Below are 25312 nucleotides of genomic sequence, written 5' to 3' on the forward strand. Positions count from 1 at the left end.
CGAGGAGAACGCGGATGAACCACCTGGCCACCGAGCGACCGCTCAGCGCACCGGCCTTCGACGTGGCCGGGATTCGCGCCCAGTTCCCGATTCTCGAGCGGCAGGTGCATGGCCGCCCGCTGATCTATTTCGACAATGCTGCCACCAGCCAGACGCCATTGGCGGTGATCGATACCTTCCGCGACTACTTCAGCCGCTACAACGCCAATATTCATCGTGGCCTGCACACCCTGGCCGACGAGGCGACAGCGGCTTATGAAGCGACTCGCGAGACGGTGCGCGTTTTCCTGAATGCCGCCGACCGGCGCGAGATCGTCTTCACCCGCGGCACTACCGAGGCGATCAATCTGGTGGCCAACAGCTGGGGCCGGGCCAATCTCGAGGCCGGCGACGAGGTCTTGGTCTCGTTGCTGGAGCACCATTCCAACATCGTACCGTGGCAGCTCCTTGCCACCCAACTCGGTATCGTGGTCAAGGTGATTCCGGTGGACGAGCGCGGGGTGCTCGATCTCGACGCCTATCGCGCGCTGTTCACCGAGCGTACGAAGCTGGTGGCCGTGAATCATGTCTCCAACGCCTTCGGCACCATCAATCCGGTGCGCGAGATGGCGACCATCGCTCACGAGCATGGTGCCCTGATCCTGGTCGACGGTGCCCAGGCAGTGCCGCACCAGCGTGTCGACGTGCGCGCCATCGAGGCTGATTTCTACGCCTTCTCCGGTCACAAGGTCTATGGCCCGACAGGGGTAGGTGCGCTCTACGCCAGGGCCGAGCTGCTCGAGGCCATGCCGCCATGGCAGGGTGGCGGTGAGATGATCAAGAGCGTCTCCTTCGAGGTGCCGACCACCTTTGCTGACATTCCCCACAAGTTCGAGGCAGGTACGCCGGCCATCGCCGAAGTGATTGCGCTGGGCGTGGCGCTGGATTGGGTTCGCGGCGTGGGGCTCGAGCGTATCGGTGCTTGGGAGGCGACGCTGCTGGAGCGCGCCACGGTGGCGGTGTCGTGCATCGATGGACTGCGCATACTGGGAACCGCGCCGGACAAGGCCGGCGTGCTCTCCTTCGTCGTCGACGGGGCGCATTCGCAGGACATCGCCCTGTTGATCGATCAGCTCGGCGTGGCCATTCGCACTGGCAATCACTGCGCCCAGCCGCTGTTGGCGCACTTCGGTGTGACGGCGACTTGCCGGGCGTCGTTTGCCGCCTACAACACGCTGGAAGAGGTCGACGCTTTCGTCGACGCCCTCGAGCGTGTCATTGGCATGGTGCGCTGAGCCATGTCGACCATCGAACAGATCGCCAGCCTGCAGAAGGGCCAGACGCTGCCGCTGCAACGCGACGTGGACGCCATCTCGATTCCCTTCGGCAAGACCGTGACCCTGACCGAGGATAGCGTAGTCAGCGTGATGCAGGCCAAGGGCAGCTCGGTCAGCATCGGCTACGAGGGGCGTCTTTACCTGATCGAGGGTAGCAATCTCGATGCCCTGGGGCTCGAGTCCCTGCCACGGCCGACGCTGCCCGAGAATGCCAACGACGAGGAGATCGAGCAGTTCGTGTGGGACCAGCTGCGCACCTGCTTCGACCCTGAGATCCCGGTCAACATCGTCGACCTGGGGCTGGTCTACGGCTGTCGCATCGAACGGCTGATCAGCGGCGAGCGTATCGTCACCATTCGCATGACCCTGACCGCGCCCGGCTGCGGCATGGGCGACGTGATTGCCGCCGATGCGCGCAACAAGATCCTCGGTGCCCCGCAAATCAGCCGGGTGCATACGGAAATCGTCTTCGATCCGCCCTGGAGCCGTGAGATGATGAGCGACGAGGCGAAGCTGGAACTCGGCATGTTCTAGCCCCTAGGCGAAGTCATGTGCCGCGCACAGGCTTCGCTTCTTGCTGTGCAGTGAGGGTGAATGCAGGCGCTGCTGTGGAAAACCTTCAAGCTTCTTCTGATGTCGCTCGGCGCACTGTTGCTGCTGGCTGTGCTGCTGTTCGTGGGCGCCAACCTGTGGGTGCTGGCGCAGACTCATGGTCGTATCGAACACGAGTTGCCGTTGTGCGGTCCCGAGCGGGTGGGCATCGTCTTCGGGACTTCACACTGGACCCGAAGCGGTGTGCGCAACCCGCATTTCGATGCGCGTATCAACGCAGCATCCCGCCTGATGCGCTTGAGCCGGGTCGAGCACCTGCTGCTTTCCGGTGATAATCGTACCCGTCAGTACAACGAACCCATCACCATGTGGCGCGACTTGCGCGCCCAGTACGTACGTGATGAAGACATGACCCTCGACTACGCCGGTTTCAGTACCTTCGATACCCTGGCTCGGGCGCGGGACGTGTTTGGTGTCGATCGGGTCCTGCTGGTCACGCAATCATGGCATTTGCCGCGTGCGCTGTTCATTGCCGATGCGCTTGGTCTCGAGGCGTATGGCTGCAGCGCTCCGTCGCGTCCGGTGGTAGGACTGTGGCGACTGCAGGCGCGGGAATGGGTGGCGCGAGCGGCCACCGTGGGTGATCTTTACGTATGGGGGCGCGAGCCGTATTTCCTGGGGCCGCTCGAGCCGCTACAGATCGCTCCGCCAGCCTGGCGTCAATTGCTTGACCTGGAGCCGGAGGAGCTGCCCTGACCGCCAGACTGGATTCAGCGGCGGCGCGGCTTCTGTTGACGGTAGAGTTCGCGAATCAGTTCCCGGCAGTCCTTCCAGCACTGTTCCACGACTGGCTCGAGCGGGTTGGGTAGGGGATGTGTGTAGAGGGTGGCCAAGGCCTGCATCAGTACACGCTCTTGCTCGAGTAGCTCCCCGATGACCACTTGGCTCTCGTTGCCGACGAAGCTCTTCAGGCGACTCCACAGCCACATGTAGTCGTCGCGTTCGACATCGGCATCGCGTGGGAGCAGCTTGAGGTGACGCCGGGCCAGTTCCTGTAGCTTTTGCAGCGTCTTGGCGCGCCCTTCATAGTGAGGCTTGAGCGTTTCGCGCAGGGAAGGGCGCAGGCGCTCGAGGTTGTCCTGGAAATAATCGATGCTGTCGGCCAACGCTTCCAAAACGCTGTCCATCGCCACTTGGCGATTGTCGAGAAACATGAGCGGTCACCTCCTCCGGTGACGCAGATTGTGGCCGGGGAAACAGTGTTTTTCTACCCCCGCGAGCAAAATAAGTGTCCTTTCTACAAATTATGGCGCTTTTCTCGCAATTACCCTTTGGGCTTGGGTGGTGTCTTGCGTGGAGCCACGGCATTCTTTTCGATGTGTTCGATGATCATGCCAGCGATATCCTTGCCGGTAGCGGTCTCGATGCCCTGCAGCCCCGGTGATGAGTTGACTTCCATGATCACCGGACCGTGATGGGCGCGCAGCAGGTCGACGCCGGCCACCCTCAGGCCCATGGCCTTGGCGGCGCGAATTGCCGTTGAGCGCTCCTCGGGGGTGATGCGAATGAGACTGGCCGTGCCGCCGCGATGAAGGTTGGAGCGGAATTCGCCTTCGGCTGCTTGTCGCTTCATGGAAGCGACCACCTTGTCGCCGATCACGAAACAGCGAATGTCGGCGCCGCGGGCCTCCTTGATATACTCCTGCACCATGATGTTGGCCTTCATGCCCATGAAGGCCTGGATCACCGACTCGGCGGCCTGGTTGGTCTCGGCCAGCACCACGCCGATGCCTTGAGTGCCTTCCAGCAGCTTGATGACCAGGGGCGCGCCCTTGACCATGGTGATCAGGTCGGGAATATCGTCGGGGGAATGGGCAAAGCCGGTGATCGGCAGGCCCAATCCCTTGCGCGAGAGCAATTGCAGCGAGCGTAGCTTGTCACGCGAGCGGGTAATGGCGACCGAGTCGTTGAGTACGTAGGTGCCCATCATCTCGAACTGGCGCAACACGGCGCAACCATAGAAGGTCACCGAGGCGCCGATGCGCGGTATGACCGCATCGAAGCGCTCTATTTCCTGACCCTTGTAATGGATCGAGGGGTGGTGGGCGGCAATGCTCATGTAACAGCGCAGGGTGTCGATTACCCGGGCCTTGTGGCCGCGTTGTTCCGCGGCCTCCACCAGGCGTCGCGTGGAGTAGAGGTTGCGATTGCGAGACAGCAGCGCGATATGCATCGGGGGCTCCGGGGTGGTAGGGCCGGTGGGATCGTCAGGGTTCGCCATGCAGGAAGGTGACGCCGGGTGCCACCAGTAAACGCCGCAGCGCGCGACGGCCGAGCAGCATGGGGTAGCGCATGTCACTGCGGTCGGCGAGGGTCAGCTCCACCATCACCTCCAGCTCGCCCAACTGCATTGGCGTGCGAATCACGTAGCGCCACTCCTTTTGTCCGTTGGAGCTCGTCACGCGTCGGCGGTCGTGCAGGTGGGTACGGTAGACGTGAGGTGGCGACGCCAACCCTCCGCTACGAGTGGTGAAGCTGACCCAGAGGTGGCCCTCTTCTTCGAAGATCTCGATGTCCTCGGCATGCAATGCTGAAGTGTAGGCCCCGGTGTCGATCTTGGCGCAGACGGTCATTCCGATGGTAGGCAGGGTGACCATCTCGAGACGACCGATCACGGCCTTGGGGATATAAGGCAGTTCCTTCATCGCGTTATTTCCAGCTTTCCTTACTCATTTTCCTGGGCTTATTGACCCAGGCCGGCCAGGCGTTGGCCGATAGCGGAATCCTGCCGCGCTTCGCGCAGCGTCATCAGGACTGGCAGACGAAGACGTGGTATCAAGGCCAGGTCGCGCGCTGCGCTGGAAAAGTCCGCCTTCGGCTGCTGTGCCAGCCGTTCGAGAAAACGCGGCAGCCGCTGGCCGTCTTCCAGATGTTCCCAGCCGCGCGCAGCAATGGCTGCCAACAGGTCGGGGCCGCAGGCGGCCGGGTCATCGAGCAGCGAGTCGAACCAGAGGCCGGCGATCCCCGTGTCGGCGCCGCCAACGGCCCGGATGCAGGCGCACAGCGTTTCCAGATGGCCCGCTGCTGCGGCTTGCTCGCCCCGATCGCGCAAGGCGTGCGCAAGCACAGCGGGTATGGCGACATGCTCTAGACAGTAGCACAGCGAATGCAGCACTTCGTCGGGCAGGGTGGGGAGCGTCGAGGCCAGTAGGCTAGCGGTTTCCTCGTCCAGACGAACGGCGAAGTCGGCCAGTCCCTGCAGCCCCAGGAACTGCCAATCCACCTGCTGTTGGCCGCTGAGATAGGCTTCCACCGGCTCCAGGTGGGGGCTGGCGGGCTTGCCGGTGTCATGGGTGGCGCGAGCATGCAGCACGGCTTGGAAAGGCAGTGAAGGCGTGAAGGCCAGCGGATTGTCGTGCATCAGGTTGTCGATTTCGCCGCTGTCCGAATCGTGACGTTCCGCTCGCTCGACGTTACGGCCCAGCGTCACGAGCAAGCGTTGCAGGAAGGCGTCGCGAGGGGCGGGAACCAGTTGCCCCTGTTCATCCAGCGGCAGGGCGAGGAACCAGATCAGCGGGTCGGCGAGATCTCCAAGGCGAAAGACGATGCCCAGGCGAGCCTGGCCCTGCCAGGGTAACGGCCACGGGCTGGTGTCATTTTCCAGGTCGGCCAACATTCGTAGCGAGCACGGCTCGACCCTGCGCCCCATGTGATAGAGGCGAACCTCGGCACCGGTGCGGTCGAAGAAATCGTGAAGCGTGTGGATCGGCTGCATATGGGCTCCCTTTTGAGCGTGCACTCTACCGTGACGGCCGGGGGGTTGTCAGCCACCCGTCGGCGCGGATCGTCGCAATCTGGTCAAGAAATGAGCATGCCAGGCGAAGCCCCGTATTCTCTGCTACCGGAGCGGGTTTCCAAAGCTTATCCACAGCCTCTTGCAGCGAATCTGTGCATGACCCTCAACTGCCCGGCTACGCTATGGCAGTCATGCATCAATTCAATGTGGAGATGGGAGCCATTCGCTCCCGCTTTTGTTAAAATGGAATAATAGTGTGGGTATCTATTACGAATCGATATTTATGGAGGTTGGCCATGTCGTCGCGTGTTCTTGTTGCAGCGGTTATTTCCGGCGCTCTTGCTATCGTGGGAAGCGCTCAGGCCCAAGATGACGTGCTCAGGGTGGGCATGTCGGGCAGCTATTTTCCGTTCACCTTCGTCGAGCGGGACACGCTCAAGGGCTTCGAAGTAGAGGTCATGCAGGCGGTTGGCGAAGAGCTGGGACTCGAAGTGGATTTCGTGACCGCCAATTTCTCGGGGTTGTTCGGCATGCTCGAATCGGGGCGCATCGACACCATTGCCAACCAGATCACCATTACTGAAGAGCGCGAGGCGAAGTACCTGTTCACTGACCCCTACGTCTATGACGGTGCGCAAGTGGTCGTCAGGGCAGGCAACGAGGAGATCGACGGCGTAGAGGACCTGAAAGGCAAGCGGGTTGCCGTCAACCTCGGCTCGAACTACGAACAGCTGCTGCGCGAGCTGCCTTATGCCGACGAGATCGATATCCGCACCTACGACAGCAATATCGAGCAGGATACCGCCCTGGGGCGTGTCGATGCCTTCGTCATGGATCGTGTCAGCGCCAGCCAGGTGATCCAGGAACGGTCGCTGCCGTTGCAGCTCGCCGGTGAACCGTTCTCGAGTATTCGCAACGCACTGCCGTTCCGCGACACCGAAGCGGATCGCGCCCTGCACGATCGAGTCGATGAGGCGCTTGCCACCTTGCGTGAAAACGGGACCCTGGCATCCATCTCGGAGCGCTGGTTCGGTACCGACATCACGCGTCCATGATTCACTGAGTGCCTGTCATGCGTGTTCTCGATCTCGATTACATGCTGGGGCTGATCCCCATCCTGCTGCGCTATTTGCCGCTGACGCTGCAAATGGCGGCGGCAGGAATGGCGTTTGCCCTGGTGCTCTCCTGCGCTCTCGCGGTCATTCGCGTCTTGAAGATTCCGGGGCTGAACGCAGCGACGCTGCTGTTCATCTCTTTTTTTCGCGGTACGCCGCTGTTGGTGCAGCTGTTTCTGTTCTACTACGGCCTGCCTCAACTACTGGCCTTCCTGACGCACATCAACGGCATCACCGCCACCATCATGGGGCTGACACTGCATTTTTCGGCTTACATGGCGGAGTCGATACGTGCTGCCATCGTAGGGGTCGATCGTAGCCAGACCGAAGCTGCCCTGTCGATAGGCATGACCAACGGGCAACTGATGCGTCGCATCGTGTTGCCCCAGGCCACTCGCGTGGCTGTGCCCACGCTGATGAACTACTTCATCGACATGATCAAGGCGACTTCCCTGGCCTTTACCCTGGGTGTCACGGAACTGATGGGGGCAACGCAGAAAGAGGCGGCCGGCAGCTTTCTCTACTTCGAGGCCTTCATCACCGTGGCGGTCATGTACTGGATCATCGTCGAGCTGCTGGCCTGGTTCCAGAGATGGCTGGAGACACGACTCAACAGGGCTTATCGCAGATGATCAAAATCAGCCATCTCGTCAAGCGATTCGACAATGCAACCGTGCTCGATGGCATCGACCTGGAAATCGAACAAGGCGAGATCATCGTCGTGATCGGCCCTTCGGGGACCGGCAAGTCGACCCTGTTGCGCTGCCTCAATTTCCTCGAGCGGCCGGATGCCGGTCGCCTGGTCATTGGTGATCTGGACGTCGACGTTACCCGGGCCAGCCGGGCCGAGATACTGGCAGCGAGGCGCCGCACGGCGTTCGTGTTCCAGAACTATGCGCTGTTCGCCAACAAGACCGCGCTCGAGAACATTGCCGAAGGCCTGATCGTGGTCAACCGCTGGCCAAAGGACAAGGCGCATGCTCGGGCTCGGGAGATCCTGAAACGCATCGGCCTGGCCGACAAGGCGGATGCCTATCCGGCTTCGCTCTCCGGCGGCCAGCAACAGCGGGTCGGTATCGGGCGCGCCATGGCAGCTCAGGCCGAGGTGATCCTGTTCGATGAGCCGACCTCTTCTCTCGATCCGGAGTGGGTCGAAGAGGTGCTCGCGCTGATGAAGCAGTTGGCCCGTGAGCGCCAGACCATGTTGGTGGTGACTCATGAGATGGGGTTTGCCAGGGACGTAGCGGATCGCGTGGTGTTCATGGAGGGGGGGCGTATCGTCGAGCAGGGGCCGCCTTCGCAGCTATTCAATGCTCCTCAGGACCCGCGTACGCGGGACTTCCTGCGCAAGATCCTGGCCGGCCAGCCTGCATGACCAGGCTTCGCATAGGGAGGGCGGGCGAGTTGTGCGATAATGAATGACATGTCCAACAGGAGACGTCATGACCGTACATGAGGAGCTCGATGTAGCCCTGCGCCGTCTCGAGGCCACCATGAAGGCTACCAACATGTGGCAAATGAGTGCGCCGGAGCCGGCGGCCTACGAGAGCCGGCAACCGTTCTGCATCGATACCATGACCTTGCCTCAGTGGCTGCGCTTCGTGTTCATCGTTCGTCTCGATGGGCTGATCGAGGCTGAGGCGCCGATGCCCGAGAAGTGCGATGTGGCGCCTGTGATCGATACCTATCTGGCCCAGCAGGGGGCGCGAGCCACAGATCGATTGCTGCTGTGCAAGGCGGTGGAAGAGATCGATCGGTTGGTCACGGAGAATTGAGCTGAACGCAACAAGGCCCGCAATCGCGGGCCTTGTTGCGTTCAGAAGGCCGCTCAGAAGCGGTAACTGATGCCGGCCATGAAGACCCAAGGGTCGATGCTCACTTTGCCCAGGTCCGCGCCATCGAGGCTTACATCGGTATCGATATCCACGTACCAGGCGGCGGCGTTAATGCCCCAGTTGTCGTCCAGGCGCACGTCTAGGCCAAGCTGCCCGGCCAGGCCCCAGGAGCTGTCGAGTTCCAGATCACCGAGCTCGCTCGATTCGTCGAAGAAGTGCGTGTAGTTGAGGCCAACGCCGGCGTAGGGCTGAACCTGGGCGCCCGTACCACCCAGCGGGTAGTACTGCAAGGTCAGGGTAGGCGGCAGGTGCTTGGTGGAAGCAAGGTTCTCTCCATTCAATCGAATGTCGTGCTTGAACGGCAGCGCCGCCAGCAGTTCGACGCCGAGCTTGTCGTGGAACAGGTAGCCCAGGGTAAAGCCCAGGTTGGTATCGCTGCGTACGTCGACATCGAACGCGCCGTCTGCCAGGCTGCCGTTACTGCTCTTGGGATCGACATGAGCGACACCTACGCGGGTGATGAAATCGCCCTGGTTATAGGCGAGAGCCTGGCTGCTGGCCAAGAGGGCGGTAGCCGCAAAGCTGGCAGTGAACAGGGTGGGAAGGGCTTGCTTGCGCATGGGTTGACTCCTGTCATTGGCAAAGGAGCAGCCTGGGCTGCCATCAAACGAAGTCAGTCTACTCAGAGCTTGACAGCGGAATATTGACCCACGGCAATAGTTGTTTCGGCAACTAATGAGGTATTTTCGATATTACTTATGGCTTGAAGAGCCGAGCGGGAAGGCTGGGTGACGAAAAACGCCAGGCATGGCCCGGCGTTTCGATGCGACATGGCTTCGTCAGGCTTAGAAGCGGAAGGTAACGCCACCGCCGATAGTCATCGGGTCGACCTTGGCGGTGCCGATGCGCTCGCCGTCAGCAGAAATGCGGGAATCGACGTCGGCATAGTTGGCAAAGCCGTTGAGCATGAAGTTGTCGGTAATCGCCAGATCGATCCCGACCTGACCCACTGCACCATAGGAGCGGCGTGCGTCGATGCCTTCCGGCTCGCCAGAGAAACGGGTGTAGTTGAGGCCCGCGCCGACATACGGTTGCACCTTGGAATCCAGTCCACCGAGCGGGTAGTAGTTCACCAGCAGGTTGACCGGCATGCGGTCGATGGAGCCTGTTGCGCCGCCGAGCGTCACGTCATGCTCGATTTTCTCGGATCCATTCAGCTCGATACCCACCTTGTCGTGGAACAAGTAGCCGGCACCATAGGTGAAGCCGGTCTCACCACTACTGATACCGTCGGCGATACCATTGTCGGAACGAGTGTCGGACTTGGCGAAGCCGCCACGTACGAAAGTATCGCCGGCGCTATAGGCCAGAACTGCTTGGCTGGCGAAGAGAGTACTGGCCGCAAGAGCCACCACAGGAATCAGACGAATCGGTTTCATATTAGCGTCCCCCTGGTTTCTAACGCCGGAGGTTCCCGGCAGCATTGGACGTTTCCTAGTATACGAACACTGTTTCTAAAAGTCCTGTTTAATTTTGTTATCGTCGATATAGCGCTGATTGATTGACCCAATCGCGTGAACGCCTAATTTCAAAGCTACGCATATGACAAATAATGTGCATTTTTCTGTACAACTATTGTTGTGATGCAGCATGGCGCAGGGAGCGACCAAGGGCTAAGCCTTGGGTAGGTGTTGAGAGGAGAGGGCAAGATGCGGACAGAGGTTCAGGATCGTCCGATGTGGCTGACGCTGGCCGCCATGCTGGTGGCCGCTGCATTGGCGCTGTGGCTGCTGATTCGTCCCGAACTGCTCAGTGGGCTGCCGATGTTTCTGCGTATGCCGGCCATCGGGCTGGGCGTTTGGGCGTTGGGAGCGGCCTTCATGCAGCCGCTGGGGCTAGAGTTCCGCCGCCATTGGCTGCGGCGTGTCACCAACCCGCCATGGAACTGGGCGGTGCTGGGCGCCTTTGCCGTAATTGTAGTGGTACGCGCTTTCTGGTTGGCATGAGTGAAAAACGAGAAAGTCGCCCATGGGCGACTTTCTCGTTGCGTGATGGTGCTGACCGATTACGCTTCCTCGAAGGTATCGAAGTCGGCGGTAACGCGAAGATCCGGCTCCTCGGTGGCCAGGCTCGCCACTACGATGGCGATATAGGCCAGGATGACGCCAGGTACGATCTCGTAGAGATCGAAGATGCCGCCGGACAGCTCGGCCCAGACCACCACGGTGACGCCGCCCACCACGATGCCGGCCAGCGCGCCCCACTTGTTCATGCGACGCCAGTAGAGCGACATGATCAGTGCGGGGCCGAAAGCCGCACCGAAACCGGCCCAGGCGTAGGCGACCAGATCGAGCACGGTGGCATCGGGATTGAGCGCCAGCAGGTAGGCAAGGACGGCAATGGCAATGACGGCCAGGCGTCCCACCCACACCAGCTCGGTCTGGCTGGCATCCTTGCGGAAGATCGCCTTGTAGAAGTCATCGGTCAGTGCCGAGGAGGAGACCAGCAGCTGCGAATCGGCAGTGGACATGATTGCGGCCAGGATGGCGGCAAGCAGAATGCCGGCAATCACCGGGTGGAAGATCAGGTTGACCATGACCATGAACACCGTCTCACCGTCGGCTAGGTCGCGCTGCACGAAGCCCACTCCGAGCAGGCCCACGGCCACCGAGCTGATCAGGGCGATGGCGGTCCAGGTGACCGCAATGCGGCGCGCGGTAGGAATGTCGCGATCGCTGCGGATGGCGGCGAAGCGAGCGAGGATGTGCGGCTGGCCGAAATAGCCAAGGCCCCAGGCCAGTGAGCTGACGATGCCGATGAAGGTCAGCGCTTCGCCAGTCGAGGCATCACGGAACCAGGCCAGCATGTAGGCACTCTCCTCGGCGAGCGCGGCGCCGGCACCGGCGGTGCCGCCCAGGTCGCCAAAGGCGATGATCGGCACGATGGCGAGTGCCGCTGCCATCATCAGGCCCTGGATCAGGTCGGTCCAGGAAACCGCCAGGAAACCACCGAAGAAGGTGTAGGAGATCACCGCAATGGTACCGATGGTGACCGCGACGGTGTAATCGTAGCCGAACACCGTCTCGAACAGTCGGCCGCCGGCGACCAGACCGGAGCTGGTATAGAAGAGGAAGAATATCAGGATGAACACCGCCGAGATGACCCGTAACAGCTGCGAGTTGTCACGGAAGCGATTGGCGAAGTACTCGGGCAGGGTCAGGGCGTCGCTGACCTTGAAGCTATATAGGCGCAGTCGGCGCGCCACGATCAGCCAGTTGAGCCAGGTGCCGATCAGCAGGCCCACGGCGATCCAACTGGCAGAGATACCGCTGACATAGGCGGCGCCGGGCAGGCCGAGCAGCAGCCAGCCCGACATGTCGGAGGCACCGGCGGAGATCGCCGAGGTCCAGGGCCCCAGCGAGCGCCCGCCCAGGATGTAGTCGGAAAGGTTGGTCGTGCGCTTGTAGGCGACGATACCGATGCCGAGCATCAACAAGAGGTACACCACGAAGGTGAAACCGATAGCCATGTTATTCTGAACCATGAGGGGGTTCCTTCAAATGTTGTTGTGGTTGATGACGAGCGCGGTCACTCGTCTCCCAGCGCAAGCAGTGACGCGTTGCCGCCCAGCGCGGCGGTGTTGACGGTCACGGTCTTCTCCGTGGCGAAACGCAGCAGATAGTGCGGTCCGCCCGCCTTGGGCCCGGTGCCGGAAAGCCCCTGCCCGCCAAACGGTTGAACGCCCACGACAGCGCCGATGATATTCCGGTTTATGTATACATTACCAACGCGAATCTTCTGCGCAACGAGCTGTGCGAAGGATTCATTGCGGCTATGTACGCCGAAAGTCAGCCCGTAGCCCTTGGCGTTGATCGACTCGAGCACCTGCTCGATCTCGCTGGCCTTGTAGCGCACCACGTGCAGCACCGGGCCAAACTGTTCCCGCTCCAGAGCGTCGATGGCGTCGATGCTGAAGGCGACCGGCGGCACGAATGTGCCATGTGCCGTATGGGCTGGATCCAGGTGGGTTTCGGCCAGCAAGCGGCCTTCCCCCTTGAGTTTCTCGATGTGTGCCAGCAGGTTCTTGCGTGCATCCTCATCGATCACTGGCCCCACGTCGGTACCCAGGTCGCGGGGGTCGCCGACGTGCAGCTCGTCCATGGCGCCACGCAGGATCTCGATGACCCGGTCGGCCACGTCGTCCTGCAAATAGAGCACGCGTAGTGCGCTACAGCGCTGGCCGGCACTCTGGTAGGCGGACTGGATTACGTCGGCCACGACTTGCTCTGGCAGGGCGGTGGAGTCGACGATCAGCGCGTTCATGCCGCCAGTCTCGGCGACCAGGGCCGGCAGCGGGGCGTTTTCGCGGGCCGCCAGGGCGCGATTGATGATCTGAGCGGTATCGGTGCCGCCGGTAAAGGCGACGCCGGTGATGCGCGGGTCGGAAGTGAGTACGCTGCCCACGGTGGGGCCGTCGCCCGGCAGCAGCTGCACCACGTCGCGTGGCATGCCGGCTTCGTAGAGCAGCTCGACCACGCGATGAGCGACGATGGAGGTCTGCTCGGCGGGCTTGGCCAGTACGCTATTGCCGGCCACGGCTGCCGCCACCATCTGGCCGCAGAAGATCGCCACCGGGAAGTTCCATGGGCTGATTGCAGCGAACACCCCCTTGCCGCTCAGCATCAGACGGTTCGATTCGCCAGTAGGACCGGGCAGCTCGAGCGGCTCGCCGAACTGCTCCTCGGCGCGCATGGCGTAATAACGGCAGAAATCAACCGCCTCACGAATCTCGTCGACGCCATCGGTGAGCAGCTTGCCGCCTTCGCGGGAGCACAGCGCCATCAGTTCGGCCAGGTTCTCTTCCATCAGGTCGCCCAAGCGACGAATGATGGCGGCACGCTCGGCTACCGGCGTGGCTTCCCAGCGCGGGAATGCGGCCCAGGCGGCATCCACCGCGCGAGCGGCCTGGTCGCGGCTGGTCCACTGCACGCTGCCGACTCGCTGACGGCGGTCATAGGGACTGAAAACCTCGTGCACGTTGGCCGGGTTGCGTTCCACCTCAAAGGCCAGTAGGGGCCCGACTTCGTAGCTGCGTTCCATGAAGCCCGACATGGCCTTCATCAGCGGTTCGTAATGGCTGCGCACGTTGAGGTTGACTCCCCTTGAGTTGCGTCGTTTTTCACCGTAGATGTCCTTGGGCAGAGGAATCCGAGGGTTGGAGAAGGTGCGGTACTGGCCCAGCGTTTCCACCGGATGCACGCACAGCGTTTCCACCGGCACCTTGGGGTCGACCAGTTGATGCACGAACGAGGAGTTGGCGCCGTTTTCCAACAGCCGGCGCACCAGGTAGGGCAGCAGATCCTTGTGCGCCCCCACCGGCGCATAGATCCGGCAATAGGTACCTTTTGGGGCACGTTTGAGTGCCGCATCGTAGAGCGCCTCGCCCATGCCGTGCAGGCGCTGGAACTCGAAGGGACGAGTGGCTTCGTCGGCCATTTCGAGGATGGTGCTGATGGTATGGGCGTTATGGGTGGCAAACTGCGGGAAGATGCGACCGCGGGTTTGGTCGGAAAGCAGGAAGCGGGCGCAGACCAGATAGGCTACGTCGGTGCAGGCCTTGCGGGTATAGACCGGATAACCCTCGACGCCGAGCTGCTGGGATTCCTTGATCTCGCTGTCCCAGTAGGCGCCCTTGACCAGGCGTACGGGAATCTCGTCGCCCTGGCGTTCGGCCAGGCGGTTGAGATAGTGCAGTACCGGCAAGGCGCGTTTGGAGTAGGCCTGGACCACCAGGCCGAAGTGGCCCCAGCCCCTGCAGGCGTCGCTCTCGTAGACGGCGCGGAACACTTCCAGCGACAGCTCCAGGCGATCCACTTCCTCGGCGTCGATGGTCAGCGCCACGTTACGCTCGCGGGCCATGCTCACCAGCTCGCGTACGCTGCCCACCAGTTCGTGCAGAATCTGCTCGCGACGGCCGAATTCGTAGCGCGGGTGCAGTGCCGAGAGCTTGATCGACACGGAAGGCGCCGGGGTGCGTTCGGAGAGTTTGGTGCTGGTCAGGCCGACCCGCTGGATGGCCTTTGCATAGTCGTCGAAGTAGCGCTTGGCGTCGGCCCGTGTACGCGCCGCTTCGCCCAGCATGTCGTAGGAGTAGGTGTAGCCCTTGTCGAACAGCGGACGGGAGCGCTTCAAAGCCTCATCGATGTCGCGGCCGAGTACGAACTGCTTGCCCATGATCTTCATCGCCTCGTACATGGCGCGGCGGATCACTGGCTCGCCCATACGATTGACCAGACGGTTGATGAAGCCTGAAGGCTTGCCGTCGCGCGGCTTGTCGAGGGTGACCACATGTCCGGTCATCAGCAGCCCCCAGGTGGAGGCATTGACCAGCCAGGAGTCGCTCTGTCCGACATGGGCTTTCCAGTCGGCGGGGCCGAGCTTGTCCTCGATCAGGGCGTCGGCCGTGGCCGTGTCGGGAATACGCAGCATGGCTTCGGCCAGACACATCAGCATCAGCCCTTCGTGAGTGTCGAGGCTGTATTGCTGCAGCAACTGATCGATCGTATCGACCGCGGTGTCCATTTCGCGCACCTCGCGGACCAGCTCAGCGGTCTTGCCCGCAATGCGCCGGAAATCCTCGGTATCGGCGCTGAGTACGTTGACCAGCTCCTTGACGAAGATCTCTTCGTCCACCACGTAGTGTTCGCTGATACGCGAGAACAGGCTATCGAGATCCTGCTGCCAGGTGGCAGCATTCAGCATGGTTTCGGCATTGAGCATAGGAATCCCCCGGTAATCACCCATTCCAGAACGGCCAAACACCATGTGCGTGGCGCTCTGCCCGAACATGGGTGTGTCTTTCTTGACTGTAGGGCTGGTTGGAGGAGGCTGCTTGTCAAAAACCGGGAAGGATTTATGAATTTCGCGGCAGATTGCCGCAGAGCTGTTGAAATTAAGACTTAAGTCGTATGTCGTAGACGGTTTGTGACTTCAAGGGTAGAGCGCTCCAAAACGGCGCGCCGGAGTTGGCTTGGCGGACAGCCGAACGTGCTGCGAAACGCATGCGTCAAGGCGCTCTGATGGGAAAAGCCGGTGTTCACGGCGATCTGGGATAGCGGCATACGGCTCTCCTCGAGCAGCCGACGTGCCGCTTCCAGCCGCCGCCGGCGTACGTATTGCCACGGAGAAAGCCCGGTCTGCTCGCGAAAACGGTTGCGGAAGTGAGCCTCGCTGAGACACGCCTGGGCGGCCAGGTCGGCCACGGAGATCGGTGAGGCCAAGTGCCGGTCGATGAAGCGATCGAGTTTGGCCAGGTCCAGGCGGTGCACGCTGGAATGGGAAGCCGTTCCGCCGAGCCTGGCATGCAGGCAGCCGAGGAAGGTGGCGGCCAGGCGGTCGTTCTGGGCGGCGCTCAGGCCCTTCTTGCCGTTGGCCTGTTCGAGCAGCAGAAACTCGAGGTAATGCTTGAGAGGGCTGTCCAGGGCGAAGAAACGAGGGGCATCGAAGAGGCGCGACAGCTCATGATGGTAGCCGGTGAGCGAGGGGGCATCGGCGGGCAGGTCGAGGATCAACTGGCGGTTTTCACCCTGGCCAACGTAGTAGTGCACGTGATTGGCGGGCACGATGCAGCCGGAGAAGGCGGAAATTGCACCGCCGAGGCCTTCGATCTCGAACTCCGCACGGCCCTGCAGGCCGATGACGATCTGGTGAAAGTCATGGGCGTGATGCTGGGTGGCGGTGTCGAGAAGAATCTGGCGTATGATGCTGGGCATGGGGCCTCCCGCCTGTGGCTATCGCATTGAAGCTTACCATACTCGACGCCTGCTCAACGCTTTGGCTGGTTGCGCTGTCGCTCTCTCAGGCGCTGGTGAGACGCCAGGTGATGGCGCAGCGCAGCTAGCTCATCGCGACCGGTCTTGTCGAGCAGGGGCTTGCCTTGGGCGAGCAGCCAGGGACGGCCATGCTCCTGCATCAGGCGCTGAGCCCGGCGCCTCACCCCATCGAGGTAGTCGTCGTGGCGAATGGGGTAGTTCATCACGATGTTCCACTCCGTCTCTCCAACCTTGTTCTCCAGGGCCTTGTCGAACAGTGCCAGCAGTTGCTCCGGCTCGGTGCGATAGCGCGGCGTGCGCGAGAACAGCAGGATCAACACCATGCCGCCGATGACGAACAGGCAAACGGCGAAGATGAGCAAGAAGAGTGCCATGATGAGCCACGCTGGCGGAGAAGGCTGGCGGAAGGCACCAGGGGGTGTCAGCCCGCAGCGGGAGTTGGAGCGGGTGAAGGGAATCGAACCCTCGTCTTAAGCTTGGGAAGCTTCTGCTCTACCATTGAGCTACACCCGCGGGCGGATTCGATAGTAAAACCAGGAGCTTGGGCTTTGCAAGCCGTTGTGTGCCTTTCTCATTCCTCTCGCGTTAAGTGATTGCTTTTCCGATCTTGCATGGCGTGTGGCAAAGGCGAGGTAGCGTGAGGCGTGTGGCAAAGGCGAGGTAGCGTGAGATAAAAAAATTAACGAACAGTGGCGAACTTTTTTGCTTGCTGCTGTCATACCTGATACAGGCAACAGCGCGATGGCAGTCGCTAACACTGTTGCTCTGGCTCGCAGTTTCGATCTTGCCGCCCATGACCCCATGGGCGGTTTTTTTTCGTCAAGTACGACGCATGCAGAGCCGACCCGCCCGGAGGCGGCCGGGCGGTCGAGTGCGCTGGCTGATACGGTTCGGCTTGGATGCCCGACGCTTCGGCCGGGCGATGATGGGCTCAGTTATGACGCATGCGCAGAATCGCGGTCAGAACGTCGCGACGGGTCACGATACCGCATAGACGTCCTTGCTCGGTTACCGGGTAGACCTTGGGTTTTTGTCCCAGCATCTCCTGCGCCAGATCGGTAATGCTCTTGGTTGGCGAGACGGACAGGACCTCGTTGCGCATCAGCTCCTTGACCAGCGGCGCTTCGTCATTGAGATAGGCACTCTGTAACAGCTTGCCCAGTACGTCCTGTTCCGAGATGAAGCCGATGAGATTGTCATGCTCGTCGACGACCGGCACGCCGGGCAAACGATGCAGGGCGAGGCCTTGGGCCAGTGTGGTGATCGATGTGTTGCCGGTGACCCGGTAGCAATCCCGGGACATGATATCGCGAACGACGGTAGGGGCCCTGTTGAGCATGGCGCATCTCCTTGTTTCGGTCGCTCTTGGCGGGACACTTTCAGCATAGTCGAGCCGACTCGGATATAAGGGAAGTCTTCAACACCTTGCCAACGCTCTGGGCCGGATGCCGAGGCTGGCAACGAAGGAGGAACATGATCATGGCCGTGTGGCTCCAACAAGTCAGGAGTGTGGACTAGCTTGTAGGCAGGCTAGGCGAACCTGATGCCCAAGGGGAGGTGGGTCATGGATGCACGCGAATACCTGGCAAGAAAGGGGCTCGATGGCAGTCGCGATGAGGAGCGCCCCAACACCCTGGAGGAGAAGGCCTGGGAGCGTGCGCGCCAGGCGGGCGGACACCAGCCGCGTGCGGGAACGCCCCACGACTGGGAGGATTGGGAGCGCTACCACGATAAGTTGGCCGAGGGCGCCGACACCATCGAGCAAAAGATCGATCACGAGGCCCATCGCCAAGCCAGGGAAGAAGCGGAGAGCGTGAGTGAGGCCGAGCCCGTGGTGCGGGAGTACGTGCCGCCGAAAATCCATGAGAATTCGATTTCAGTCCAGCAGGCTCCGCAACCCGTGTCATCCCCGGGCCGGCAAGATTCGCCGACGCTGCGTTTCTCCTTGATGGCGCTGGCCCTGTTGCTGCCACCCTTGGCCGTCGGTCTATCGCGGGGCGGTGCTGGGCGTATCGCCATCTGCCTGCTACTCACGTTGCTGGGCTGGCTGCCTGGTTGCCTCTATGCCTGGTGGTGGTTGCGGCGCGGGGCTTAACTGACTCCTTAACCTGCCTGGATGCTCGCTCTGCTCCTGGCTGGCATCTTCGTATCTATCATTGCCATCCTGTTTCTCTGACCTTGTATTCGAAATCGAACAGTGTTGTCGAAAAACGAAAACACGTCATGGGGCAGAGCCCAGCTTGCCGAAGACGCGAAGGCTGAGCGATTCTCGACCGCAGATAGACTATAGTATGACGATTTGTTCGAACATTGACATTGCTCCTCATCTACCTCTGCGCTAATCTCGCTATCGTAAATCGAACATTTGAGGTTGTTTTTTGGCTGAAATCGAACATGGTGCCCTCTCTCCTGTTCGTTTTCCCGGCAAAACCTCCATGGCTACGACCCGACAAGAATAACAGGGCGAGGCTAATGTCCTACTTACTCTCCATCAATCAAGGCACGACCAGTTCGCGTGCGGTTCTCTTCGATCGTTCGCTGCGTCCGCTGATCATGGCTTAGCGGGAGCTGACTCAATCATTCCCGGGCGACGGTTGGGTGGTGCATGGCGCCGAGGCGAGCTGGCTGGCCGGCTAGACGTACGCGCCAGCTCAACAACGACTCAATAATGATGACAAAGAGTTCGGTATGTCTCTGATACTTGAAAACATCGACCATGTGGTCAATGGAGCCACGCATATCGAGGGGATCAACCTCGAACTGGCTCCCGGCTCCTTCAACGTGCTGCTGGGGCGGACCTTGGCCGGCAAGACGACGCTGATGAGGATCATGGCGGGCCTCGAGGCACCAACCCGCGGCAGGGTATTGATGCATGGAGAGAACGTGACGCGCAAGTCGGTGCGCAAGCGCAACGTCTCGATGGTCTACCAGCAGTTCATCAACTACCCGAGCCTGACGGTCTTCGACAACATCGCCTCGCCGCTCAAGTTGGCGCGCGTGCCGCGAGAGGAAATTCGCCGACGCGTGCTTGAGACGGCCAGGATGTTACATATCGAACATCTATTGGAGCGTTATCCGGCGGAGCTCTCCGGCGGCCAGCAGCAGCGCACCGCCATGGGCCGGGCACTGGTCAAGGACGCCGACCTGATCCTGTTCGACGAGCCGCTGGTCAACCTCGATTACAAGCTGCGTGAGGAGTTTCGTGAGGAGCTGCGCGAGCTGTTCAAGGCGCGCAACTGTATCGCCGTCTACGCTACCACCGAGCCCCATGAGGCGTTGGCCTTAGGTGGTCACACCGCCGTGCTGCACGAGGGGCGCCTGCTGCAGTACGGCCCCACCGAGGACGTCTATCATCGTCCCCGCGACGTGCTCACCGCCGAGATGTTTTCGGAGCCGCCCATCAATGTAGTGCCGGCAATGGTTTCCGGCTCCGAAGTGACCTTCGATCGCAATGTCCATTTTCCGCTCAACCGCGATCTGGCGAGTCTCACACCGGGCCAGTACCAGTTTGGCGTGCGTGCCTCGCACATCGGACTGCAGCGTCAGGCGGACGACGATCTCGAGCTGGACGTGACGGTCGATATCGCCGAGATCAGCGGCTCGGAGACCTTCCTGCACGTGCACAACGACCTCTTCCACTTGGTGCTGCACCTGGCCGGTGTGCATGAATTCGGTGTCGACCAGCGCATCAAGGTCTATTTCCCGACTCACAAGATCTATGCCTTCGACCGGCATGGCGACGTCGTGCACATTCCGGCACGGCCAGGAGCGCACTGATGGCCCAGATTACTCTCAAGTCGCTGGCGCACAGCTACGCGCCGAACCCTTCGGGCCCCGAAGACTATGCCATTCGCGAGATGGAGCACGTGTGGCACCAGGGCGGGGCCTATGCCCTGCTAGGGCCTTCCGGATGTGGCAAGTCGACCTTGCTCAATATCATTTCCGGCCTGCTGACACCCTCGAATGGGCAGGTGTTGTTCGACGACCAGGTCATGAACGAGTTGCCGCCCGAGGAGCGCAACATTGCCCAGGTGTTCCAGTTCCCGGTGGTCTACGACACCATGACGGTGTACGACAACCTGGCCTTTCCGCTGCGTAACGTGGGGACTCCCGAAGCCAAGGTGCGCGAGCGCGTCGCCGAGGTGGCCGATATTCTCGATCTCACCTCGCTGCTCAGGCGCCGGGCGCGCAACCTCACCGCCGACGAGAAGCAGAAGGTCTCCATGGGGCGCGGTCTGGTGCGCGACGATGTCTCGGCGATCCTCTTCGACGAGCCGCTCACGGTGATCGATCCCCAGCTCAAGTGGAAGCTCCGGCGCAAGCTCAAGGAGATCCACGAGCGCTTCAACATCACCATGATCTACGTGACCCACGACCAGCTCGAGGCTTCGACCTTCGCCGACAAGATCGCGGTGATGTACGAGGGCCAGGTGGTGCAGTTCGGCACCCCGCGTGAGCTGTTCGAGACGCCCGCGCACACCTTCGTCGGCTACTTCATCGGCAGCCCCGGCATGAACCTCATGGAAGTGGCGCGCACTGACAGCGGGGCGCGGGCCGGTACCGTCGACCTGGCGCTTTCCCTGGTGCTTCAGGGCGCCATCCAGCAGGCCCGTTCACGCAACATCAAGCTCGGGATTCGCCCCGAGTTCGTCGAGGTGCGGGAAACCCCGGCCACGGATGCCTACCCGATCGAGATCGACAGCGTTCAGGACCTCGGCACCTACCGCATCGTGTCGTTCGCATTCGCCGGCAAGACGTTCCGTGCGCGCCTGGGTGAAGACCAGCCGCTACCGCCGCGGCAGGCGTTCGTCCGCTTTCCCGAAGAATGGCTGCACCTTTATATCGACGAGTTCTGCGTGGAGGTGGGGCAATGAACAAGGTCTACAACAACCGGGCATGGTTCCTGATCCTGCCCATGCTGCTGCTGGTGGCATTCTCGGCCATCATTCCGCTGATGACGGTGGTCAACTATTCGGTGCAGGACGTGTTCGATGCCAACACGCGCTTCTTCACCGGCACCGAGTGGTTCGAGGTGATGCTGAACGACTCGGCGCTGCAGGCGGCATTGCTGCGCCAGTTCGCCTTTTCCTTCACCATCCTGGCGATCGAGGTGCCGCTGGGGATCGGTATTGCCCTGCTGATGCCCAAGCGCGGCTGGCAGGCTTCCGCCGTGCTGATCTTGATCACGCTGCCGCTGCTTATCCCATGGAACGTGGTGGGCAGCATCTGGCAGCTCTTCACCCGTGGGGACATCGGGCTGATGGGCGTCGGCATTCGCGAGCTGGGCTACCCCTACAATATCACCCGCAATGCGTCCGATGCCTGGGCCACCATCATCCTGATGGACGTGTGGCACTGGACCCCGCTGATCGCCCTGCTGTGCTACAGCGGACTGCGCTCGATTCCCGATGCCTATTATCAGGCGGCACGCATCGACCGGGCTTCGAAGTGGGCGGTGTTCCGCTATATCCAACTGCCCAAGCTCACCAACGTGCTGGTGATCGGCGTACTGTTGCGCTTCATGCACTCGTTCATGATCTATGCGGAACCGTTCGTGCTCACCGGCGGCGGGCCGGGCAGCTCCACCACTTTTCTCAGCCAGTCGCTGACCACCATGGCCATCGGGCAGCAGGACCTGGGCCCCTCGGCGGCGTTTTCGCTGATCTATTTCCTCATCATTCTGCTGGTTTGCTGGGTCTTCTACACCGCGATCATGAACAGCCAGAAAGACGACACCTCACAGGGAGGCGCCTGACATGACCCGCTCCGTGCCGACCACCCCTCAAAGCGTACGCCAGCAGGCGGCTGACAGTGCCGCCAGGCGCCGCAAGCAAGCCCGCTCGGCCAGTGTCCGCTGGCGCCGCCGCACGCTGCTCGGGCTCTATCTCGCGTTCGTGATGCTGCCGATCTACTGGCTGCTCAACCTGTCGTTCCAGACCAACAGTGAGATTCTCGGCACCTTCTCGTTCTGGCCGCAGAACTTCACCCTGGGCAACTACGTGGGGATCTTCACCGACGCCAACTGGTACATGGGCTACGTCAACTCGCTGGCCTACGTGCTGATGAACATGCTGATCAGCATCACGGTGGCGCTGCCCGCCGCCTATGCCTTCAGCCGCTTCAAGTTCATCGGCGACAAGCACCTGTTCTTCTGGCTGCTGACCAACCTGATGGCGCCGCCGGCGGTATTTCTGCTGCCCTATTTCCAGCTTTACTACTCGGTGGGGCTGTTCGATACCCATATCGCCGTGGCACTGGCTCACTGCCTGTTCAACATTCCGCTGGCGGTATGGATTCTCGAGGGCTTCATGAGCAGCGTGCCCAAGGAAGTCGACGAAACCGCCTATATCGACGGCTACAGCTTCCCACGCTTCTTCGTCACCATCTTCCTACCTATGATCCGTTCGGGAATCGGCGTGACGCTGTTCTTCCTGTTCATGTTCTCGTGGGTCGAGCTGCTGCTCTCCCGCACCCTGACCGCCACCAAGGCCCAGCCTATTGCCTCGATCATGACGCGTACCTCGACGGCATCGGGCATCGACTGGGGCACCCTGGCCGCCGCCGGCGTGCTGACTATCATCCCGGGCATCGTGGTGGTCTATTTCGTGCGTAACCATATCGCCAAGGGCTTTGCCCTGGGCCGGACCTGAGGGGAGGAAACCACGATGGATTGGATGGTCTGGACGCTGCCCACGGCGGTTTTCTTCGCCGTCATCGCCGCGATACTGCTTGGCATGACGGCCTGGGAGCTGGTTTCGCCCACGGTGGAACGGCGCGGTTTCCTGCCGATCGCCACTACTCGCGGCGACCGGCTTTTCATCGGGCTGCTTTCCGCTGCCTATCTCCACCTGGTGGTGGTCGGTTTCACCGAACTCTCGATTTGGTTTGCCCTAGGGGCTTCCATTCTCTGGTTGCTGGTGCTGATGCGCTGGGGCTGAACCAAGGCCGTACGGACGATAACCGTGTCATGGACGACATCCACACGCAGAACGAGGTCAACATGAAGAATAAAAGGATCCAACTGACGGCGATCGCGGGCAGCCTGCTGCTCGCTTCGGCCGGCCTGCACGCCCAGTCAGACGATGCCCGTGCGATCGCCGAGCGGCTGGTCGATACGCACTTCCAGAACTCCACGCTTTCCCGCGAGGAGCAGATCGAGGAGTTGCTATGGTTTGCCCAGGCCGCCGAGTCGTTCCGCGGCATGGAGATCAATACCGTCGCCGAAGGTCTGACCACCCACGTCTGGGAGCGTGACGTGCTGGCGCCGGCCTTTGAGGAACTCACCGGCATCCGGGTCACCCACAACATCATCGGCGAAGGTGACGTGGTGGACAACATGCAGACCCAGATGCAGACCGGTCGCAACATCTACGACGGCTACGTCAACGACTCGGATGCCATCGGTACCCACATCCGCTACGGCACTACTATCAATCTGTCCCAGGCCATGGAAAACGAATGGGCCGACTTCACGTTGCCCACCCTTGATCTCGACGACTTCATTGGCTTGCAGTACACCACTGGGCCGGATGGCAGCATCTACCAGTTGCCGACCCAGCAGTTCGCCAATCTCTACTGGTTCCGCTACGACTGGTTCCAGCGCGAGGACCTGCAGGAGCAGTTCCGCGAGATCTACGGCTACGACCTGGGCGTACCGACCAACTGGACGGCCTACGAGGACATCGCCGAGTTCTTCACCGAGCACGTTGGCGAGATCGACGGCCAGCGGGTCTATGGCCACATGGACTACGGGCGCCGCGATCCGTCTCTGGGCTGGCGTTTCCACGACTCCTGGCTCTCCATGGCCGGCATGGGCAGCCCCGGTGTGCCGTTCGGCAACCCCGTGGACGACTGGGGAATTCGCGTCGACGAAGAGAGCCGTCCGGTGGGGGCCAGCGTCAGCCGTGGCGGTGCCACCAACTCGCCAGCCTCGGTGTTCGCCGTGACCAAGATGGTCGAGTGGCTGGACAAGTACGCACCGCCCGAGGCGCAGGGCATGACCTTCGGCGAAGCCGGTCCGGTACCCGCTCAGGGTAATATCGCCCAGCAAATTTTCTGGTACACCACCTTCACCGCCGACATGACGGATCCGACCCTGCCCGTCAACCACGAGGATGGTTCGCCCAAGTGGCGCATGGCGCCGTCTCCCACCGGGCCGTACTGGGAAGAGGGCATGAAGATAGGCTACCAGGACGTGGGTTCGTGGACCTTCTTCGACTCCACCCCGGAGGACCGGCGCACCGCGGCCTGGCTGTTCGCCCAGTTCACCACCGCCAAGACCGTATCGTTGGAGAAGCTGCTGGCCGGCCTCACGCCGATCCGCGAGTCCGACATCTTCTCCGACCAGATGACCGAGCGGGCGCCCAAGCTGGGTGGCTTCGTTGAGTTCTATCGTAGCCCCAACGAGTCCATGTGGACGCCGACCGGGACCAACGTGCCCGACTACCCACGCATGGCGCCGCTGTGGTGGCAGAACCTGGCCCCGGCCGTCAGCGGCGAGGTCACGCCCCAGGAGGCCCTCGACAACCTGGCTGGAGCGCTGGACAACATCATGGCGCGCCTGGCACGGGCCAACGTGTTCGAGACCTACCCGCCGATGCTTAACGAGGAGCGCGACCCTGAGGAGTGGCTGTCGCAGGAGGGCTCGCCCAAGGCCGAGCTCGACGACGAGATGCCGCAGGGAACCACCGTGCCCTACGACCAGATGATGGAGGAGTGGATGGCCGCCGGTACACGCTGAGGCAAGCGTCGGGCCGCACCCGGCGAGCCAAGTTGCCCGGCGCGTTGCTCCGGGCCCAGAACCACCACCGTGTTCCGGTAGCCCGTCCGGGTCACCCTTGCCCCGCTCGGCGCTCGCCGAACGGGG

General features: G+C 61.7%; 26 protein-coding genes and 1 tRNA gene. 15 read left to right on the plus strand and 12 right to left on the minus strand.

Going from position 1 to position 25312, the window contains the following annotated elements; translation table 11 throughout:
- The first annotated feature begins 14 nt into the window (after window positions 1–14).
- Genes HOP51_RS05605 through HOP51_RS05615 form a run of 3 tightly spaced genes read left to right on the plus strand, consistent with a single transcriptional unit; the run spans window position 15 to window position 2624 of the window.
- Window positions 15–1274 carry a cysteine desulfurase gene (locus tag HOP51_RS05605; protein ID WP_234272979.1) on the plus strand — a complete coding sequence of 420 codons (1260 nt, stop codon included), beginning with the start codon at window positions 15–17 and terminating at the stop codon, window positions 1272–1274.
- Between the two features lie 3 nt (window positions 1275–1277).
- The gene (gene sufT / locus HOP51_RS05610) at window positions 1278–1850 is read left to right on the plus strand and encodes a putative Fe-S cluster assembly protein SufT (protein ID WP_234272980.1); all 573 of its coding nucleotides are present in this window, start codon (window positions 1278–1280) and stop codon (window positions 1848–1850) included.
- A gap of 60 nt (window positions 1851–1910) precedes the next feature.
- A complete protein-coding gene (locus tag HOP51_RS05615; protein ID WP_234272981.1) occupies window positions 1911–2624 on the plus strand; it encodes a SanA/YdcF family protein in 714 nt (237 codons plus the stop codon).
- A 14-nt stretch (window positions 2625–2638) separates the two neighbouring features.
- Here the strand turns inward: HOP51_RS05615 and HOP51_RS05620 are convergent, their stop codons facing one another.
- From HOP51_RS05620 to HOP51_RS05635, 4 genes are all read right to left on the minus strand, one after another.
- Window positions 2639–3082 carry a hypothetical protein gene (locus tag HOP51_RS05620; protein WP_159553292.1) on the minus strand — a complete coding sequence of 148 codons (444 nt, stop codon included), beginning with the start codon at window positions 3080–3082 and terminating at the stop codon, window positions 2639–2641.
- Window positions 3083–3192: 110 nt separating this feature from the next.
- The gene (rimK, locus tag HOP51_RS05625) at window positions 3193–4101 is read right to left on the minus strand and encodes a 30S ribosomal protein S6--L-glutamate ligase (protein WP_234272982.1); all 909 of its coding nucleotides are present in this window, start codon (window positions 4099–4101) and stop codon (window positions 3193–3195) included.
- Between the two features lie 34 nt (window positions 4102–4135).
- Entirely contained in the window at window positions 4136–4573 is a 438-nt protein-coding gene (locus HOP51_RS05630) for an ATP-dependent zinc protease family protein (RefSeq protein ID WP_234272983.1), read from the minus strand.
- Window positions 4574–4611: 38 nt separating this feature from the next.
- On the minus strand, window positions 4612–5643 hold the full coding sequence (locus HOP51_RS05635; protein WP_234272984.1) for a DUF3549 family protein: 1032 nt from the start codon (window positions 5641–5643) through the stop codon (window positions 4612–4614).
- A 317-nt stretch (window positions 5644–5960) separates the two neighbouring features.
- Between HOP51_RS05635 and HOP51_RS05640 the strand changes: the two genes are divergently transcribed.
- The 4 genes from HOP51_RS05640 (at window position 5961) to HOP51_RS05655 (ending at window position 8554) form a co-directional block, all read left to right on the plus strand.
- Window positions 5961–6719: an amino acid ABC transporter substrate-binding protein gene (locus tag HOP51_RS05640; protein ID WP_234272985.1), complete on the plus strand. Its 759-nt coding sequence runs from the start codon at window positions 5961–5963 to the stop codon at window positions 6717–6719.
- 17 nt (window positions 6720–6736) lie between these two features.
- Window positions 6737–7411: an amino acid ABC transporter permease gene (locus tag HOP51_RS05645; protein WP_159553284.1), complete on the plus strand. Its 675-nt coding sequence runs from the start codon at window positions 6737–6739 to the stop codon at window positions 7409–7411.
- Window positions 7408–8154: an amino acid ABC transporter ATP-binding protein gene (locus HOP51_RS05650; RefSeq protein WP_234272986.1), complete on the plus strand. Its 747-nt coding sequence runs from the start codon at window positions 7408–7410 to the stop codon at window positions 8152–8154. Before HOP51_RS05645 ends, HOP51_RS05650 begins: the two co-directional genes overlap by 4 nt.
- A gap of 67 nt (window positions 8155–8221) precedes the next feature.
- Complete coding sequence (locus tag HOP51_RS05655; RefSeq protein WP_234272987.1) at window positions 8222–8554, plus strand: YqcC family protein; 333 nt, start codon at window positions 8222–8224, stop codon at window positions 8552–8554.
- Window positions 8555–8607: 53 nt separating this feature from the next.
- Here the strand turns inward: HOP51_RS05655 and HOP51_RS05660 are convergent, their stop codons facing one another.
- Together HOP51_RS05660 and HOP51_RS05665 are read right to left on the minus strand one after the other, a co-directional pair.
- Complete coding sequence (locus HOP51_RS05660) at window positions 8608–9234, minus strand: OmpW/AlkL family protein (protein ID WP_234272988.1); 627 nt, start codon at window positions 9232–9234, stop codon at window positions 8608–8610.
- Between the two features lie 225 nt (window positions 9235–9459).
- Entirely contained in the window at window positions 9460–10053 is a 594-nt protein-coding gene (locus HOP51_RS05665) for an OmpW/AlkL family protein (protein ID WP_234272989.1), read from the minus strand.
- Window positions 10054–10323: 270 nt separating this feature from the next.
- On the opposite strand from HOP51_RS05665, the gene HOP51_RS05670 reads away from it, so the two are divergent.
- Window positions 10324–10620: a hypothetical protein gene (locus HOP51_RS05670; protein WP_234272990.1), complete on the plus strand. Its 297-nt coding sequence runs from the start codon at window positions 10324–10326 to the stop codon at window positions 10618–10620.
- Between the two features lie 59 nt (window positions 10621–10679).
- Here the strand turns inward: HOP51_RS05670 and putP are convergent, their stop codons facing one another.
- The 6 genes from putP to HOP51_RS05700 all read right to left on the minus strand — a co-directional run bounded on the left by putP (window position 10680) and on the right by HOP51_RS05700 (window position 17785).
- On the minus strand, window positions 10680–12158 hold the full coding sequence (putP, locus tag HOP51_RS05675) for a sodium/proline symporter PutP (protein WP_234272991.1): 1479 nt from the start codon (window positions 12156–12158) through the stop codon (window positions 10680–10682).
- Window positions 12159–12202: 44 nt separating this feature from the next.
- Window positions 12203–15394 carry a bifunctional proline dehydrogenase/L-glutamate gamma-semialdehyde dehydrogenase PutA gene (gene putA / locus HOP51_RS05680; RefSeq protein WP_234273259.1) on the minus strand — a complete coding sequence of 1064 codons (3192 nt, stop codon included), beginning with the start codon at window positions 15392–15394 and terminating at the stop codon, window positions 12203–12205.
- 179 nt (window positions 15395–15573) lie between these two features.
- On the minus strand, window positions 15574–16386 hold the full coding sequence (locus tag HOP51_RS05685) for an AraC family transcriptional regulator (RefSeq protein WP_234272992.1): 813 nt from the start codon (window positions 16384–16386) through the stop codon (window positions 15574–15576).
- Between the two features lie 53 nt (window positions 16387–16439).
- The gene (locus tag HOP51_RS05690) at window positions 16440–16820 is read right to left on the minus strand and encodes a hypothetical protein (RefSeq protein ID WP_234272993.1); all 381 of its coding nucleotides are present in this window, start codon (window positions 16818–16820) and stop codon (window positions 16440–16442) included.
- Window positions 16821–16885: 65 nt separating this feature from the next.
- Window positions 16886–16959: transfer RNA gene (locus tag HOP51_RS05695), tRNA-Gly, on the minus strand.
- A 418-nt stretch (window positions 16960–17377) separates the two neighbouring features.
- On the minus strand, window positions 17378–17785 hold the full coding sequence (locus tag HOP51_RS05700) for a CBS domain-containing protein (RefSeq protein ID WP_234272994.1): 408 nt from the start codon (window positions 17783–17785) through the stop codon (window positions 17378–17380).
- Window positions 17786–18010: 225 nt separating this feature from the next.
- On the opposite strand from HOP51_RS05700, the gene HOP51_RS05705 reads away from it, so the two are divergent.
- The 7 genes from HOP51_RS05705 (at window position 18011) to HOP51_RS05735 (ending at window position 25186) form a co-directional block, all read left to right on the plus strand.
- The gene (locus tag HOP51_RS05705; protein ID WP_234272995.1) at window positions 18011–18541 is read left to right on the plus strand and encodes a YqaE/Pmp3 family membrane protein; all 531 of its coding nucleotides are present in this window, start codon (window positions 18011–18013) and stop codon (window positions 18539–18541) included.
- Between the two features lie 593 nt (window positions 18542–19134).
- Window positions 19135–20223, plus strand: coding sequence for an ABC transporter ATP-binding protein (locus tag HOP51_RS05710; RefSeq protein WP_234272996.1), 1089 nt, complete (start codon window positions 19135–19137; stop codon window positions 20221–20223).
- Window positions 20223–21320 carry an ABC transporter ATP-binding protein gene (locus HOP51_RS05715; protein WP_234272997.1) on the plus strand — a complete coding sequence of 366 codons (1098 nt, stop codon included), beginning with the start codon at window positions 20223–20225 and terminating at the stop codon, window positions 21318–21320. The genes HOP51_RS05710 and HOP51_RS05715 overlap by 1 nt, the downstream gene beginning before the upstream one ends.
- Window positions 21317–22201 (plus strand): carbohydrate ABC transporter permease, encoded by an 885-nt coding sequence (locus tag HOP51_RS05720; protein WP_234272998.1) that lies wholly within the window; start codon window positions 21317–21319, stop codon window positions 22199–22201. The genes HOP51_RS05715 and HOP51_RS05720 overlap by 4 nt, the downstream gene beginning before the upstream one ends.
- 1 nt (window position 22202) lies before the next feature.
- Entirely contained in the window at window positions 22203–23096 is an 894-nt protein-coding gene (locus HOP51_RS05725; protein WP_234272999.1) for a carbohydrate ABC transporter permease, read from the plus strand.
- Window positions 23097–23111: 15 nt separating this feature from the next.
- Window positions 23112–23384, plus strand: coding sequence for a DUF2160 domain-containing protein (locus tag HOP51_RS05730; RefSeq protein WP_234273000.1), 273 nt, complete (start codon window positions 23112–23114; stop codon window positions 23382–23384).
- A 62-nt stretch (window positions 23385–23446) separates the two neighbouring features.
- Window positions 23447–25186, plus strand: a complete 1740-nt coding sequence (locus HOP51_RS05735) for an ABC transporter substrate-binding protein (RefSeq protein ID WP_234273001.1) — start codon at window positions 23447–23449, stop codon at window positions 25184–25186.
- Window positions 25187–25312: the final 126 nt, after the last annotated feature.

Origin of the sequence: Billgrantia zhangzhouensis (assembly GCF_021404465.1) — a bacterium.
Taxonomy (GTDB): domain Bacteria; phylum Pseudomonadota; class Gammaproteobacteria; order Pseudomonadales; family Halomonadaceae; genus Halomonas; species Halomonas zhangzhouensis.

Bases quoted from the DNA above. Each gene is read 5' to 3' on its own strand.
- HOP51_RS05720 (WP_234272998.1), top strand. From the start codon at position 21,317: ATGAACAAGGTCTACAACAACCGGGCATGGTTCCTGATCCTGCCCATG.
- rimK (WP_234272982.1), bottom strand. From the start codon at position 4,101: ATGCATATCGCGCTGCTGTCTCGCAATCGCAACCTCTACTCCACGCGA.
- HOP51_RS05615 (WP_234272981.1), top strand. From the start codon at position 1,911: ATGCAGGCGCTGCTGTGGAAAACCTTCAAGCTTCTTCTGATGTCGCTC.
- HOP51_RS05630 (WP_234272983.1), bottom strand. From the start codon at position 4,573: ATGAAGGAACTGCCTTATATCCCCAAGGCCGTGATCGGTCGTCTCGAG.
- HOP51_RS05715 (WP_234272997.1), top strand. From the start codon at position 20,223: ATGGCCCAGATTACTCTCAAGTCGCTGGCGCACAGCTACGCGCCGAAC.
- HOP51_RS05635 (WP_234272984.1), bottom strand. From the start codon at position 5,643: ATGCAGCCGATCCACACGCTTCACGATTTCTTCGACCGCACCGGTGCC.
- HOP51_RS05660 (WP_234272988.1), bottom strand. From the start codon at position 9,234: ATGCGCAAGCAAGCCCTTCCCACCCTGTTCACTGCCAGCTTTGCGGCT.
- HOP51_RS05730 (WP_234273000.1), top strand. From the start codon at position 23,112: ATGGATTGGATGGTCTGGACGCTGCCCACGGCGGTTTTCTTCGCCGTC.
- HOP51_RS05685 (WP_234272992.1), bottom strand. From the start codon at position 16,386: ATGCCCAGCATCATACGCCAGATTCTTCTCGACACCGCCACCCAGCAT.
- HOP51_RS05690 (WP_234272993.1), bottom strand. From the start codon at position 16,820: ATGGCACTCTTCTTGCTCATCTTCGCCGTTTGCCTGTTCGTCATCGGC.
- HOP51_RS05710 (WP_234272996.1), top strand. From the start codon at position 19,135: ATGTCTCTGATACTTGAAAACATCGACCATGTGGTCAATGGAGCCACG.
- HOP51_RS05645 (WP_159553284.1), top strand. From the start codon at position 6,737: ATGCGTGTTCTCGATCTCGATTACATGCTGGGGCTGATCCCCATCCTG.
- HOP51_RS05640 (WP_234272985.1), top strand. From the start codon at position 5,961: ATGTCGTCGCGTGTTCTTGTTGCAGCGGTTATTTCCGGCGCTCTTGCT.
- putP (WP_234272991.1), bottom strand. From the start codon at position 12,158: ATGGTTCAGAATAACATGGCTATCGGTTTCACCTTCGTGGTGTACCTC.
- putA (WP_234273259.1), bottom strand. From the start codon at position 15,394: ATGCTCAATGCCGAAACCATGCTGAATGCTGCCACCTGGCAGCAGGAT.
- HOP51_RS05665 (WP_234272989.1), bottom strand. From the start codon at position 10,053: ATGAAACCGATTCGTCTGATTCCTGTGGTGGCTCTTGCGGCCAGTACT.
- HOP51_RS05605 (WP_234272979.1), top strand. From the start codon at position 15: ATGAACCACCTGGCCACCGAGCGACCGCTCAGCGCACCGGCCTTCGAC.
- HOP51_RS05670 (WP_234272990.1), top strand. From the start codon at position 10,324: ATGCGGACAGAGGTTCAGGATCGTCCGATGTGGCTGACGCTGGCCGCC.
- HOP51_RS05705 (WP_234272995.1), top strand. From the start codon at position 18,011: ATGGATGCACGCGAATACCTGGCAAGAAAGGGGCTCGATGGCAGTCGC.
- HOP51_RS05735 (WP_234273001.1), top strand. From the start codon at position 23,447: ATGAAGAATAAAAGGATCCAACTGACGGCGATCGCGGGCAGCCTGCTG.
- HOP51_RS05700 (WP_234272994.1), bottom strand. From the start codon at position 17,785: ATGCTCAACAGGGCCCCTACCGTCGTTCGCGATATCATGTCCCGGGAT.
- sufT (WP_234272980.1), top strand. From the start codon at position 1,278: ATGTCGACCATCGAACAGATCGCCAGCCTGCAGAAGGGCCAGACGCTG.
- HOP51_RS05650 (WP_234272986.1), top strand. From the start codon at position 7,408: ATGATCAAAATCAGCCATCTCGTCAAGCGATTCGACAATGCAACCGTG.
- HOP51_RS05620 (WP_159553292.1), bottom strand. From the start codon at position 3,082: ATGTTTCTCGACAATCGCCAAGTGGCGATGGACAGCGTTTTGGAAGCG.
- HOP51_RS05725 (WP_234272999.1), top strand. From the start codon at position 22,203: ATGACCCGCTCCGTGCCGACCACCCCTCAAAGCGTACGCCAGCAGGCG.
- HOP51_RS05655 (WP_234272987.1), top strand. From the start codon at position 8,222: ATGACCGTACATGAGGAGCTCGATGTAGCCCTGCGCCGTCTCGAGGCC.